Origin of the sequence: Herbaspirillum seropedicae, from assembly GCF_001040945.1 — a bacterium.
In the GTDB taxonomy this organism is placed as follows: Bacteria; Pseudomonadota; Gammaproteobacteria; order Burkholderiales; family Burkholderiaceae_D; genus Herbaspirillum; species Herbaspirillum seropedicae.
Map to the genome: position 1 here is coordinate 5,210,134 of NZ_CP011930.1, position 14,637 is coordinate 5,224,770.

11 protein-coding genes are annotated in these 14,637 nt (G+C 61.9%); 9 read left to right on the forward strand and 2 right to left on the reverse strand.

All coding sequences use genetic code 11. The features are described from left to right. Positions 1-354: 354 nt before the first annotated feature. From ACP92_RS22685 to ACP92_RS22715, 7 genes are all read left to right on the forward strand, one after another. Entirely contained in the window at positions 355-1,674 is a 1,320-nt protein-coding gene (locus tag ACP92_RS22685; protein WP_013236469.1) for an ABC transporter substrate-binding protein, read from the forward strand. Between the two features lie 186 nt (positions 1,675-1,860). Then, positions 1,861-2,775 carry a carbohydrate ABC transporter permease gene (locus ACP92_RS22690; RefSeq protein WP_013236470.1) on the forward strand — a complete coding sequence of 305 codons (915 nt, stop codon included), beginning with the start codon at positions 1,861-1,863 and terminating at the stop codon, positions 2,773-2,775. A gap of 16 nt (positions 2,776-2,791) precedes the next feature. Continuing rightward, positions 2,792-3,694, forward strand: coding sequence for a carbohydrate ABC transporter permease (locus tag ACP92_RS22695; protein ID WP_013236471.1), 903 nt, complete (start codon positions 2,792-2,794; stop codon positions 3,692-3,694). A gap of 24 nt (positions 3,695-3,718) precedes the next feature. Further along, on the forward strand, positions 3,719-4,852 hold the full coding sequence (locus ACP92_RS22700) for an ABC transporter ATP-binding protein (RefSeq protein ID WP_013236472.1): 1,134 nt from the start codon (positions 3,719-3,721) through the stop codon (positions 4,850-4,852). Positions 4,853-4,854: 2 nt separating this feature from the next. Continuing rightward, positions 4,855-5,781 carry a glucosamine kinase nucleotide-binding domain-containing protein gene (locus ACP92_RS22705; protein ID WP_013236473.1) on the forward strand — a complete coding sequence of 309 codons (927 nt, stop codon included), beginning with the start codon at positions 4,855-4,857 and terminating at the stop codon, positions 5,779-5,781. Continuing rightward, positions 5,778-6,905 carry an N-acetylglucosamine-6-phosphate deacetylase gene (gene nagA, locus ACP92_RS22710; RefSeq protein WP_013236474.1) on the forward strand — a complete coding sequence of 376 codons (1,128 nt, stop codon included), beginning with the start codon at positions 5,778-5,780 and terminating at the stop codon, positions 6,903-6,905. Before ACP92_RS22705 ends, nagA begins: the two co-directional genes overlap by 4 nt. Further along, positions 6,898-7,908 (forward strand): SIS domain-containing protein, encoded by a 1,011-nt coding sequence (locus ACP92_RS22715; protein WP_013236475.1) that lies wholly within the window; start codon positions 6,898-6,900, stop codon positions 7,906-7,908. Before nagA ends, ACP92_RS22715 begins: the two co-directional genes overlap by 8 nt. A 184-nt stretch (positions 7,909-8,092) precedes the next feature. Here the strand turns inward: ACP92_RS22715 and ACP92_RS22720 are convergent, their stop codons facing one another. Further along, positions 8,093-8,980 (reverse strand): LysR family transcriptional regulator, encoded by an 888-nt coding sequence (locus ACP92_RS22720; RefSeq protein WP_013236476.1) that lies wholly within the window; start codon positions 8,978-8,980, stop codon positions 8,093-8,095. Between the two features lie 478 nt (positions 8,981-9,458). On the opposite strand from ACP92_RS22720, the gene ACP92_RS22725 reads away from it, so the two are divergent. Then, positions 9,459-11,126, forward strand: a complete 1,668-nt coding sequence (locus tag ACP92_RS22725) for a DUF3300 domain-containing protein (protein ID WP_013236477.1) — start codon at positions 9,459-9,461, stop codon at positions 11,124-11,126. A 66-nt stretch (positions 11,127-11,192) separates the two neighbouring features. Continuing rightward, the gene (locus ACP92_RS24780; protein WP_156181825.1) at positions 11,193-11,447 is read left to right on the forward strand and encodes a hypothetical protein; all 255 of its coding nucleotides are present in this window, start codon (positions 11,193-11,195) and stop codon (positions 11,445-11,447) included. A 28-nt stretch (positions 11,448-11,475) separates the two neighbouring features. Here the strand turns inward: ACP92_RS24780 and ACP92_RS22730 are convergent, their stop codons facing one another. Further along, complete coding sequence (locus ACP92_RS22730; protein ID WP_013236478.1) at positions 11,476-14,625, reverse strand: type I restriction endonuclease subunit R; 3,150 nt, start codon at positions 14,623-14,625, stop codon at positions 11,476-11,478. Between the last annotated feature and the right edge of the window lie 12 nt (positions 14,626-14,637).

The following is a 14,637-nucleotide window of genomic DNA, read 5'->3' on the forward strand; positions in this document are numbered from 1 at the left end:
GCACTGCTGAGCTGTCGAAGCTGTCCCGGACTTCCTTAAAACGATGAACCCGGTTTAGCTCTTGTTAAGAAGTGTAAGACTGGCTCTGCTTATCTTATCCACAGGCCAGCCCGCATGCTGCGCCACCAGCTCCCCCGGTCACGAAGGAAAACGGCCCGCCCGATGCTGCAGGGCCTGTAAGGATATGTAATGGCCGGGCCGCTAGCAGATCCCTGTTTTTCCTTTTGAATCAACAACTTGCAGGAATACGCCAGGTCCGCATGGCCAGGCTCGCATCACATGGGCGGCGCTGCTAATGTCACGGCGTTTCGTCGCGCTCCGCCGTCGGCGATCCCCACAACACCAAGGAGACCCATGATGCAGACCGAACAAAAGGCTGGTGGTTTTTCCCTCTTCTCTGCCCTGCCTGCCCTGCCTGCCTTCCCACGCCGTCCCCTGCTGGCCGCCTGCGCCCTGGCCCTGAGCCTGGGCTCCCTGGCCGCCGCGCCCAGCCAGGCCGGTACGCTGACCATCGAAAGCTGGCGCGTGGATGACCTGCCGCTCTGGCAAGAAGTGCTGATCCCGGCCTTCCAGCGCAGCAATCCGGGCATCACCGTCAAGTTCTCGCCCACCGCCCCCACCGAATACGACTCCAGCCTGGCCGCGCGCATGGCCGGCGGCACGGCGGGCGACCTGGTGGCTTGCCGCCCGTTCGACGTCTCGCTCTCGCTCTACAACAAGGGCCATCTGGAAAAGCTGGACGGCAAGCCCGGCATGGAATTCTTCGCCCCTGCCGCCAAGGCCGCCTGGCAGACCGACGACGGCCGCGATACCTTCTGCATGCCGATGGCCTCGGTGATCCATGGATTCTTCTACAACACCAAGATCTTCAAGGAACTGAACCTGGAGCCGCCCAAGACCGAGGCGGAATTCTTCAAGCTGCTCGACACCGTCAAGGCCAACGGCAAGTATGCGCCACTGGTGATGGGCACCGCCGAGCAGTGGGAATCGCACCAGGTGCTCTTCACCAGCATCGGCCCCAACTACTGGAAGGGTGAAGAAGGCCGCAAGGCGCTCATCGCCGGCAAAGCCAAGTTCACCGATCCGCAATTCGTGGCTGCCTGGAACTATGAAGCCAAGCTCGGCAAGTACCTGCCCAAGGGCGCTTCGGCCCAGACCTACAGCGACAGCCAGAACATGTTCGCCCTCGGCAAGGGCGCGGTCTATCCGGCTGGCTCCTGGGATATCGCCTACTTCAACGGCAAGATGGACTTTGCCGCCTTCCCGCCGCCGGTGCCCAAGAATGGCGATGCCTGCTACATCTCCGACCATAACGACATCGGCATGGGCATCAACAAGAAGTCCAAGAACAAGGAAGACGCCTACAAGTTCCTGGCCTGGCTGGGCTCGCAGGAGTTTGCCGATCTCTATACCAACAAGGTCACCGGTTTCTTCTCGCTGTCCAATCACCTGATCTCGGTGAAGGACCCGATTGCCAAGCAGATGATGGGCTGGCGCAAGAACTGCGCTTCCACCATCCGCGTCAATTCGCAGATCCTCAACCGTGGCACGCCCAGCATGGAAAACGAGATGTGGAACGTCAATGCCCAGGTACTGAACGGCAAGATGACTCCGCAGGATGCGGCGGCCAAGATCCAGAGCGGTTTTGCCAAGTGGTACAAGCCGCAGCAGTAAGGCCGTTTGACTGCGGCACGTCATATTCACCCGTTCGGACTGAGTAGCGGCAATGCCGCGTATCGAAACCTGACCTGAGCCCGTCGAAGGGCGCTCCGTCCGCGCGCCTTCGATACGGCCCTCGCGGGCCTACTCAGTCCGAACGGGAGTAGATGTCCGCGCTCCCCCTTCAGGAACAGGAGACCCATGAAAACCATCCGCGCCTGGCAACTGGCGGTGCTGCTCGCCCCCGCCGTGCTGATCTACGCCCTCTTCAGCGCCCTGCCCCTGCTCGATACCCTGCGCCTCGGTTTCTACACCGCCAATGATGCGGGCGTGCGCAGCTTCGTGGGCCTGGACAACTATCGCACCATCCTCTTCGACCCCGACTGGTCGGCGGCCTTCTGGAATGCGATGTGGAACAACGTCAAGTTCTTCTGCATCCACATGGCCCTGCAGAATCCCATCGGCCTGTTGCTGGCCACGCTATTCAGCCTCAAGGGCCTGCGCGGCGCGCGTACCTACCGCACGCTGATCTTCCTGCCCACGCTACTGTCGGTGGTGATCATCGGTTTCATCTGGCAATTGATCCTCTCGCCGCTGTGGGGCGTGGGCGAGAAGCTGCTGGGCACAGTCGGCCTGGCCGACTGGTTCGCGCCCTGGCTGGGGCAGGAATCCACGGCGCTGCTGACGCTGTCGCTGATCTCGGTGTGGCAGTACGTGGGCATCCCCATGATGCTGATCTACGCTGCCCTGCTGGCCGTGCCCGAAGAAGTGCTGGAGGCGGCCCATGCCGAGGGCGCCAGCGCCATGCGCATCTTCTGGCAGATCAAGCTGCCGCTGATCTATCCGACCCTGGGACTGGTGACCATCCTCACCTTCGTGGCCAACTTCAATGCCTTCGACCTGATCTATTCGGTCAAGGGAGCGCTGGCCGGTCCCAACTATGCCTCCGACCTGCTGGGCACCTATTTCTATCGCACCTTCTTCGGCTACCAGGCGCAGATCGGCAGCCCGACCATGGGCGCGGCGGTGGCGACCCTCATGTTCCTGGTGATCCTGGGCGGCGTGGGCGCCTACTTCGTCCTGGTGCAGCGGCGCTTGACGCGCTACGCCATGTGAGCGGCGGGAGGACGACATGCTGGCCTCTTCTCCCCTCTCGACTTCTTCCACTTCCGCCACCATCATGCGCAAACCTACGCTGATCCAACGCAGCTTCGGCCAGGCCGGCCATCTCTGGGTGCATACGGTGCTGTGCCTGTATGCAGTCATCGCGCTGTTTCCGATTGCGCTCATCCTCATCAATTCGGTCAAGACCCGCAACGCCATCTTCGAAGGCCCGATGGCCTTGCCCACTGCCGAGACGCTGACCTTCGCCGGCTTCCAGAAGGTGCTGGCCGGCACGCACTTCCTGCTCTACTTCGGCAACAGCCTGGCGGTCACAGTGGCGGCGCTTTTCCTGATCGTGCTGTTCGGCGCCATGGCGGCCTGGGCGCTGACCGAGTACCGTTTCTTCGGCAACCGCGCGCTCAATTTCTTCATCGCCATCGGCATCATGATCCCGATCCGGCTGGGCACGGTCTCCATCCTGCAACTGGTGGTGGCGCTGGATCTCATCAATACGCGCACCGCGCTGGTGCTGGTCTATACCGCGCAAGGGCTGCCGCTGGCGGTGATGATCCTGTCCGAGTTCATGCGCCAGATTCCCGGTGAATTGAAGGACGCGGCGCGCTGCGATGGCGTGGGCGAGCTCAGCATCTTCTTCCGCGTGATCCTGCCGCTGCTGCGCCCGGCCATTGCCACGGTGGCGGTGTTCACCATGATCCCGGCCTGGAACGACCTGTGGTTCCCGCTCATCCTCGCCCCCGGCGAAGACACCCGCACCGTGACGCTGGGCGTGCAGCAATTCATCGGGCAATACGCCACCGACTGGAATTCGGTGCTGGCCGCCTTGTCGATGGCGGTCATCCCGGTGCTGCTGCTGTACATGGCCTTCTCGCGCCAGCTCATCCGCGGCCTGACCTCCGGCGCCGTCAAATAATCCCCCGCATCCAAAGGAGACTTCATGGCACACGTCAACATCAAGCAATTGCGCAAGACCTACGATGGCCGCGCCGATGTGCTGGCCGGGCTCAACCTCGATATCCGCGATGGCGAATTCTGCGTGCTGGTCGGTCCTTCCGGCTGCGGCAAATCGACCCTGCTGCGCATGCTGTGCGGACTGGAAGAGATCAGCGGCGGCGAGCTGGCCATCGGCGGCCAGGTGGTCAATCATCTGCCGCCCGCCGAGCGCGGCATCGCCATGGTGTTCCAGAGCTATGCGCTGTATCCGCACATGAACGTGTACAAGAACATGGCCTTTGGCCTCAAGGTGGCAGGCAACAGCAAGAGCGACATCGATGCGCGCATCCGCCATGCCGCCGCCATCCTCAAGATCGACCATCTGCTGCAGCGCCTGCCGCGTGAACTCTCGGGCGGACAACGCCAGCGCGTGGCGATCGGCCGCGCCATCGTGCGCCAGCCGCGCCTGTTCCTGTTCGACGAGCCGCTCTCCAACCTGGATGCGGCGCTGCGTGTGCAGACCCGGCTGGAGATCGCCAAGCTGCACCGGCAACTGGCCGCCACCATCGTCTATGTCACCCACGACCAGGTCGAAGCCATGACCCTGGGCGACAAGATCGTGGTCATGCACGAAGGCCGCATCCAGCAGGCCGGCACGCCGCTGGAGCTGTACCAGCAGCCGCAGAACCTGTTCGTGGCCGGCTTCATCGGTTCGCCGAAGATGAATTTCTTCCAGGGCGTGGTCACCCGCTGCGATGACAGCGGCGTACAGGTCGAGATCGCCGGCGGCCTGCGTCTGCTGGCCGATGTCGATCCGCTGGGCGTGACGCCCGGCGCTGCGGTCACGTTGGGCCTGCGCGCCGAACAGATCCGCGAAGGCCTGGGCGATGGCCAGCCGCTGCACGGCGTGGTCAATCTGGTGGAACACCTGGGCGAGGCCAATTTCCTCTACGTGACACTCGATGGCGGCCACGACATCGTGGTGCGCGGCGATGGTAACCGCAATGTCGATATCGGCCAGCCGATCGCCCTGTCGGTACACAGCCACGCCTTCCACCTCTTCGATGCGCAAGGCCAGGCGCTGCGCCGGCGCACGCCCGGCAACCTGCAGGCGGCGCGCCGCCACGGTCAGGCCTGATCATGGACGGCATCGCCTATCTGGTCGGCGTGGATGGCGGCGGCACCAAGACCCTGGTGCGGCTGGCCAGCCTGCACGGCAAGACGCTGGGGCAGGCCAGCGGTCCCGGCTCGGCGCTGCGCAACGGTGCGGCGCACGCCTGGCGCGTGATCGGCCGGACCATCGAAGCAAGCTTCGCCGCCGCTGGACTCAAGCGTCCCGCCGATCAGGCATTGGCCGTGGGCATCGGCATCGCCGGCGAGAACGTGGCGCAGTGGTCCGCCGATTTCCGCACCATGGCCCCGGCCTTCGGCGCGCTGGACATCGTCAACGATGGCGTGGCCACGCTGCTGGGCGCGCATGGCGGCGCACCCGGCGCCATCGTGGCGGTGGGCACTGGCACCATCGGCCTGGCCCTGGATATCGACGGCAGCCGCCGCGTGGTCGATGGCTGGGGTTTCCCCAGCGGTGACGATGGCAGCGGCGGCTGGATGGGCCTGCGCGCCCTGCATCACGCCCAGCTGGCGCTGGATGGCCGCAGCCCGCGCGGCCCGCTGGCCGACGCCGTGCTGGCGCTGTGCCGCGCCGAACTGCCCGCCCATCCAGGCCAGCCCGCCCGTGACGAGCGTGCTACCCTGCTGGACTGGCTGTCCCAGGCCGACCAGGCCGCCTTTGCCCGCGCCGCCCGGCCCGTGGTGGCGCAGGCCGCCAACGACGAAGCCGCGCGCGCCATCCTGCAAGCGGCGGCGGCCGAGATCAGCCTGATGATCGCCACCCTCGACCCCGCGCAGCGCCTGCCGCTGGCCCTGTGCGGCGGACTGGCGGCGGCCCTGCAAGCCTACCTGGACCCACGCCAGCAGGCGCGCATCGTAGCGCCCCAGGCCGATGCGGTCGACGGCGCCCTGCTGCTGGCGCAGCGCGCCCTGCAAGCAAAGGAAACCCCGGCATGAACACACCGACCGAACTGCACGGCAACGTGCTGACCCCGCAAGGCTGGACCCATGGCAGCATGGTGTTCGACCAGCGCATCCGCTCCATCGACGGCAGGCCGCTGCGGCGCGAACCGCGCCTGATCGACGAGGGCGACTACATCCTGCCCGGCTTCATCGATTTGCACGTGCATGGCGGCGGCGGGCGCGACGTCATGGAAGGCGGCGACGCGGTGCAGGTACTGGCGCGCCTGCATGCGCGGCACGGCACCACCAGCCTGCTGGCCACCACCATGACGGCGCCGCTGGCAGAACTCGAAGTCGCCCTCAAGGCCATCCGCACCTCCACCGATACGCGCCCGCCCGGCCATGCACGGGTGCTGGGCGTGCATCTGGAAGGACCCTACATCAACCCCGGCAAGCTGGGCGCACAGCCCGACTTCGCCATCGAGGCTTCGCTCGAGCAGGTCGATCATCTCAACAGCCTGGCCCCGATCCGGCTCATCACCATCGCCCCGGAAGTGGACGGTCACCTGAAGCTGGTCTGCAAGCTGGCCCATCGCGGCATGAAGGTGCAGATCGGCCACACCGACGGCAGCTATGACGACGGCGTGGCGGCGCTGGCGCATGGGGCTTCGGGCTTCACGCATCTCTTCAACGCCATGAGCGGCTTTCATCACCGCGCACCCGGCATGGTCGGCGCAGCATTGGCCCATGCCCAGTATGCCGAGCTGATCCCCGACCTGCTGCACGTCCACCCCGGCGCGATCCGCGCGGCGCTGCGTTCCATCCCGCGCCTGTTCTGCGTGACCGATTCGACGGCGGCCGCCGGCATGCCCGATGGCGACTATGCGCTGGGCCGGCAAGTGGTCCACAAGTGCGCCGGCGGCGTGCGCCTGGACGACGGCACCCTGGCCGGCAGCATCCTGACCATGGACCAGGCCCTGCGCAACCTCATCTCGCTGGGCATGGACGTGGCCGAGGCATCGCTACGCACCTCGACCTATGCCGCCGATTACCTGGGCCTGGCCGACCGTGGCCGGCTGGCCACTGGCTGCCATGCCGACGTGGTGGTGCTGGACCGGCAGTTCGCCCTCAAGGCTGTCTATGTGGAAGGAGAAGAGATTGACCTCGCTGATGCTTAAGGAAGCCCGCTCCGCCGCCGATTACGTGGCCGTGCAGCTGACCCGCGACCAGGATCGCTATGCCGCGCTGGGAGCGCGCCTGCGCGCCGCGCCACCCGCCAACATCGTCACGGTGGCGCGCGGCAGTTCGGACCATGCGGCGACCTATTGCGCCTATCTCATCATGGCGCGCCTGGGCCGTATCGTGGCCTCGCTGCCGATGTCGCTGGTCACGCTGAACCATGCACCCTTGCAAGTGCGCGATGCACTGGCCATCGCCGTCTCGCAATCAGGCCAGAGCCCGGACGTGGTGGAGCCGATCCGCTACTTCCACGCCCAGGGCGCAACCACGGTGGCGCTGGTCAACCAGGCCGATTCGCCACTGGCCAGCGCGGCGCAATGGAGCCTGCCATTGCATGCCGGGGTGGAGTCCAGCGTAGCGGCCACCAAGAGCTTCATTGCCAGCCTGGTCGCCAGCGCCTTGCTGACGGCGCACTGGCAGGATGACGCCGCGCTGCTGAACGCCCTGGCGCAGTTGCCCGACGCCTTGCGCGCCGCCTGCGCATGTGACTGGTCCGATGCGGTACAGGCGTTGACGCCTGCCGACCGGATCATGGTCGTGGGACGCGGCATCGGCTTCCCGCTGGCGCTGGAAGCGGCCTTGAAGTGCAAGGAGACCTGCGCCATCCAGGCCGAGGCCTTCAGCGGCGCGGAAATCAAGCACGGACCGATAGCCTTGATCGAAGAGGGTTATCCCTTGCTCATGTTCGCCATCCGCGGCCCCTCGCAGGCGGGCATGCTGGCCTTGGCCGCCGAGATGCGGGTACGCGGCGCCAAGGTCTTGCTGGCCGCGCCCGAGGATGTGGTGGAACGCGACCTCACCTTGCCGGTGGCGGCCACGCCGGACCTCGACCCCATCGTGGCGATCCAGGCCTTCTACGTGATGGCGGCGCAATTGTCGGCGGCGCGCGGGATGGATGCGGACCGGCCACGGCATCTCAACAAAGTCACAAAGACGAACTAAGTGCAAACCGGTCACGTTTCGCTCAGACACCCTGACTACCGTTCGGCCTGAGTAGGCCCGCAGGGCCGTATCGAAGGTTCTCAAACCCTTGCACGCAGGCGCGCCCCATCAACAGACTCAGGACAAGCTTCGATACGCTACTGCGCAGCTACTCCGTCCGAACGGAAGGCGAACCGCCCGACGCTCACGCCTGCGCCTGCCGCGCCTCGTCGATAAAGGCGCGCAGGTAATCGATCTCCACATCACTCTCGCGCGCGCCCAGGTAGATGTGCTTGGCAATGCCCTGCTTGCCCAGCCGCACCGGCACCACCTCCATCTGCTCGGCATATTCCAGCACCAGCCAGCGCGGCAGGGCGGCCACACCACGCCCGCTGGCCACCATCTGCAGCATGATGTCGGTGGTCTCTATGGTCTTGTGACGGCGCGGCACGATGCCCGCCGGGGCCAGGAACTGGGTGTAGATGTCGAGCCGGTCCACCGGCACCGGATAGGTCACCAGCACCTCGTTGCTCAACTGCCTGGGCTTGACGTAATCGACATCGGCCAGCGGATGATCGCTTGCCACCACCAGCACCTGTTCATAATCGAACACCGGCTCGAACACCAGGCCCGGCTTGTCCAGCGGATCGGGCGTGACCAGCAGGTCGATCTCGTAGCCGAACAGCGCACCGATGCCGCCGAACTGGAATTTCTGCTTCACGTCCACATCCACATCCGGCCACGCCGCCAGATAGGGCGAGACCACCTTCAACAGCCATTGGTAACAGGGGTGACATTCCATGCCGATACGCAATGCGCCGCGCTCGCCCTGGGCGAACTGGCGCAAGCGCTCCTCGGCCAGGCTCAGTTGCGGCAGCACGCGATTGGCCACGGCCAGCAGGTATTGGCCAGCTTGCGTGAGGCGCAGATGGCGTCCTTCACGCAGCCAGATATCGGTGCCGAGCTGCTGCTCCAGCTTCTTCATGCTGTGGCTCAGCGCAGATTGCGTGACATGCAGCACGCCGGCGGCGGCAGTGAGCGAGCCCTGGCGTTCGACTTCCTGCACGATGGAGAGGTGGATGCGGTCCAGCATAGGATGAATGGAACTCATGAAAGGAGGAGATTGCATCATTTTATGTCATACACCTCACTAGCGGAATCACGTCAATTCCAGAGCGATTCCAGCTAGAAAATCACACCGCTGTTTGCTTTTAAAAACTTAGTTTTCTTTCTTCTCCCTTCTTTCTTCATTGCCGATTGCTACCCACGTCCTTTCTCCCTTCCTTGCAAATCGCTGACAACATCGATTTTCCGCTAGAGCGCTTCTGGTGCGGCTTTGCAGTCAGCGCTCTGTCAGTTTCCCGCACGGCGCGATCCTCGATTTCGAAAAGGCGAGATTCAGAACCTTTCACCAATGCCGTGCTCGAATCCTAACAATGCCCCGCAGCGCCCAGCCAGCGGCGCTGTTACATCCCATCACAATTGCAAGGTCAACTGGGCGTCACCGCGTGCCGTTAGCCAGCTTATCGCAAGCTCATTTCCGGGCTTTGCCTTGGATCGAGGACTTCATCATGACAACAAGAAACAGATCTTCCGCCATCATCGTCTCGGCCTCGCTGCTCGGTGCAGTGCTGGCGCTCTCGGCCTGCCAGAAGCAGGATGCGCCGCCGCCCACGGCCGCCGGTGCGCCGACCGCCCCCACCGCCGCCGCCACGCCGCCTTACACGCCGCCGACCGCCGAGCAGCTTTCGCAGATGGTCGCGCCCATCGCCCTGTTCCCCGACAAGCTGGTGGCGCAGGTACTGGCCGGAGCCACCTATCCGGACCAGGTGGTCGCCGCCAACCAGTGGCTGGGACAGAACAGCGCGCTCAAGGGCGACATCCTCCAGGCCGCCGAAGACAAGCAACCCTGGGACGTCAGCGTGAAGTCACTGACGATGTTCCCGGCAGTGCTCTCGCAGATGGCCGCCAATCCGGACTGGACGCGCGCCCTGGGCGATGCCTTCGTCAACGATCCCAACGACGTCATGAACGCCATCCAGGCATTGCGCCTGAAGGCGCAGCAAGCCGGCCACCTGAAGAGTTCGCCGCAGCTGCGCGTCTCCACCACCGAACGCAGCACCAGCACGGTCCGCTACGAAACACCGCAGCCGGTCTACGCCGGCGCACCAGTGATCGCCCCACCGCCCCAGACCATCGTCATCGAATCCAGCCAGCCCGATACCGTCTATGTACCGCGCTACGACCCGGCCGTGGTCTATGGCGCACCGGTGCCGGTCTATCCCGGCTATGTCTACCGCCCGCCCAGCCATGTGGCCGATGAAGTGGTGGTCGGCGCGCTGTCCTTTGGCGTGGGCGTATTCGTGGGCGAAGCCATCAGCCATCATTCCGACTGGGGCTGGCATGACTGGGGCATGCACTGGGGCGGACCGGTGCAACAGGACCAGCCGGCGGTGGTGTACAAGAACACCAGCTATGTGTCGCATTCGACCACGGTGATCAATCGCGTCACCAATAATGTCATCGTCAATAACAACAACCGCACGGTCAACAACATCAGCAACGTCAACAATGTTAGTAACGTTAATAACGTCAACAACACCCGCAATGTCGTCAACGAGAACCGCGTCGACCGTCGCGTCACCGTCAACAATGTCGACCAGCGCCGCGAAGCCGTGCAGGCAGCCCCGGCGGCCATGAGCATGCCGCACTTCACGGCGAGCGACGCCCGCATGGGCGCCACCCCGCACGCTCCGGCGCCACAGCAGATGGCGGCGCTGCACGAGCATGTTGCGCCGGCTGCGCCGGAACACGCCAGTGCGCAGCATGACGCCAGGGTGATGGCCGAGGAAAAGAAGATGGCGGAAGAGAGGAAGATGCCGCCGATGCAGCAGATGCAGAAGGAAGCGGCCAAGCCTGCCATGACGCGGATGGAGAACAAGGAAGCGCCCGCCGCACACATGACGCCGCCGGTCGCTCATGCGCAGCCAGCGCCGCAACGCGAAGAGAAGATGAGTATGCCTACGCATGCCGCGTCGATGCAACAGCATGAGGCGCAAGCACATGCACCGGCGCCGCATCCGCCTGCGCAGCACGCGGCCGAAGCGCATGAGGTGGAAAAACATGAGGCGCAACAGCACCAGGCGGAGAAGCACGAGGAACAGAAACACGCTGCTGACAAGCATGAGGCTGAAAAGCACGAAGGTGAGAAGCGTGAGGCGCAGCATCACAACGGTTGATGGCACTCAGGCTATCAGAGGGTTGAAAATCCTTGTGTCGGTGATTCGATTTCGCCCCGATCCATCATGAATTTAAGCTTCAATGGAAAATTCCGTAACGAATTCCTGGCGCTCGAGTGCTCCAGGAATCAATTAGAAGCCAACGTGGTGATTGAAGATTCAGACAGACGGGACAGACCGAGAAACCCGGCTGAGCCCCCAAACCTGGCTCAGCCGGCGGAAGGTATCCTGGGTGGCCAGGTCGCCTCGGTGATGTTGCTAAAAAAATGTGTGGGGGAGGAATGGCAGGGATGTCCGCTGGAGCGGGAGGCTATCTCTTAACCTGCACCGTCCCCGTTGCTATTTCGTCTCACGTTTTCTCATTAGACACATCCAGCGCAAAATCACCGTGAACGATAAACATGCGCAGCAAGTTTTCGGTCTTGATATTCACTTTAAAGGCAGGAATGCTTTTCCCTTCCTGCGCCTCAAAATAGGCCTTGGCCTTCTGCTTGTCCACCGTTGCCAACAGCGCATCAAAGCGGCCGAATTCGTTCAAATTGACGTCGGTCGTTTTTGCGTTCATCAAGGCCAGCAACTTGCTCGCATCAATTCCAAGGCCTTCAACGATGGCTTCGATTTCCTTGTTCTTTGCTTGCGCTTGGTAATCAGCAAGGTAATCGCGAAACGTACGATTGGGGTCGATCTGCACATCGCCACGCTGGATGTCGTGCAGAAAAATCTCGGCAATTCTCTGGTCTTCTTGGGAAAGTGACGTAAAGGAGCGGTGCAATTCGGCCAACGTGGCTTCCTTAGCCTGCTCGTCCCCGCCATGCAAAACTTTCAGAAACTTCGCAAAGCGCGAGTTCATGTAATCGGCGTCGATCTTGCCGGTGTCGATTTCGGTGATGTGGCTGTCAATGTCGAAGGGAATGCTCTCACCACTTCCGACGCTACCGCCACCAAGCTCTTTGTAGCGCTGCAACAGCGTCAGATATTGATGATGGCTGATAGTCAGCGTGACTTGCATCTTGGCGTCATCACCAAATTCATAAACTGATTTCTCCCACGTAAAGCCCTGGATTCTTGCCGCTTCCAAAATAGCGCTGAACCGATTGAATTGCTTGGCAAAGGCTGCGCGTGCAGCCAGATCGTCGGGTAGCTTAGAGAAATCCGTAATGCCCGCTGCACTGAAGATGGCGCAGATTTCGACAAAACAGGCGTTCATCCGCTCAAGGTTGATCGGCAAGCGATCAGCAAAGAGCCCAATCGGCTTGTCACCGGAATACAGCTTCACAGCGGCAGCGACGTTGCGCTTCATCGTATGGGGCTTGCGATAATAGCGGATAGTACCAAAAGGCTTATCCGGCCCGAACAGACGGTTTGTGCGTGAAAACGCCTGAATGATGTTTTCGTACGCCAACAGTTTGTCGAGGTAGAGCGTGTTAACCCATTTTGAATCGAAGCCAGTCAGCATCTGATTCACCACAATCAATAAATCGAGCCGCTTCTCGGGCTCAGCTTCAATTCGCTGATAGGGCCTTTTGTGCGCCAAGCGCGCGGCCAGGTCTTTCTTGAAGCCTGCGTGCGTGCCCAAGTCGAACGTCTGCCCATAAGTGGCGTTGTAGTCTCCGATGATTTCGACCAAACCCGCAGTCTTAAACTCAGGATCGCATCCCCCGTCGTCGTCATTGATATTCGGATCAAAGAGCGCAGTGACTTTTAATTGTGGGCACTGCGCCTTCATTAACCGGTAGTAGATTATCGCGTCTGGGATACTGCTGGTGGCCAAGATGGCGTGAAACTTATGACCCTGGCTCAGAGTGACCCAATTATTGGCAATGTCTTGAACGACCGCGTGCCGATGTTCGTCGCACTCATACTGAGAAATAGGCAGATGGTCTTCGATACCGCTTTGATAAACACCGGAGCTATCCCGGTGTCCTGCCATCGGTACCTCATTCATGTAGCGGTTGAAGACTTTCTTTTTCTTTGGGTCGGCAAAGGCTTCTGTGGGTGAAGCAGCTTTGGCCTTTACCAGCGCAACGGCCTGCCGTACATCCTTGTCGCGATAAGTCATCACCATATAGGGGTCGAAGCCCAGGACGTTTTTGTCGCGGATCCCGTCGGCAATGCTGTAACGGTGGAGTTCACCGCCGAAGACATCGATCGTGGTGTTGTCCTTGCGGATGTTTTCCTTATGAATCGGCGTGCCGCTGAAGCCGAAAAACACCGCGCCGGGAAAACTCTCTTTAATATCAATCAACATGTCGCCGAAGGTGGAGCGATGGCATTCATCCACGATGAACACGATGCGCTTGGCGCGCATCTTTTCCAGGTCATCTCCTTTCAGTCCATCCTCCTCATCCTTGAGGCGGCTCATCTTCTGAATGGAGGACACAATCAGCGTATCAGCAGGGTCAGCACTCTTGAGCTTCTTGACCAGTACTTCCGTGTATTCCGTGGCCTGCACCTCGTTGCTATCGCCAGCGAAGTTGCGGTAGTTCTGCAGCGTTTGCGTACCCAGTTCAATACGGTCGAGCAGGAACACTACCTTGTCCGCGTCTTTAGAATTTGCGATGAGCTGTGCCGACTTGAAGCTCGTCATGGTCTTGCCCGACCCCGTGGTGTGCCAGACGTGGCCGCCCAGGCGGTCCGGGTTTTTCCAATCGGTCTTGGCCACCTTGTCCGAGATGGCGTGCGCAGCGTAATACTGATAACTGCGCATTACCTTCAGCACACCGTCTGATTCATCGGCAACGGTGTAAAAGCCGATCAACTGATGCGCCATCGGGATAGAAAGCAGGCTGGCGGTGAAGGTCTTCCAGTCGTTGATAGGCTCGTTATTGTAGTCCGCCCAATGGAAGGCGTAATCCTTGTTGAACTTGCTGTCTGGCCCTGGATTGGCAAAGTAAAGCGCCTCGGCGGGCTCCATTGCCACGAAGATCTGTATGAGCGAAAAGAGCCCGCTGAAAATATTCTCGCGCGAATATTTTTCGATCTGGTTGTAAGCCTGGCTCACCGGCACACTGCTTTTCTTCAGCTCGATGTGAATCACCGGCATACCGTTAATGAGCAGCAGCAGATCGCCACGGCGGTCGTTGAGCAGCGGCGAGCCGCGCACATAGCGCGGTTGTTGCGCGATCTGGTAGCGGCTCTGCCCGGCCGCAATTTCCAACCGGTCGTATATCTTCAGGCTCACTTCCTTGCCCAAGTGCAGCGAATCCGCCGGGTTGTCGCGGGTGATCGATACCGTCTTGCCATTGATAAAGCCATTGAGCTTGAGCGGCGTGCGCAGTGCGGTGATCTGCTCCATGATCTGCTGCATCTCGCTATCCGTGAGCGGCACCTCATTGAGGCTATCCTTGGCGCGATTGTTCTCGAAAAGGATCTGCTTCCAGTTCGCCAGCAAGTCCGCTTCGGTCGGATTCTTGATGACATCCGCGTCGCCCCAGCCGCGCTGGCGCAGTACATCGATCAAGGCGACTTCAAAATCGGATTCTTTGGCAAAGGTAGTCATGGGTGATCAGTA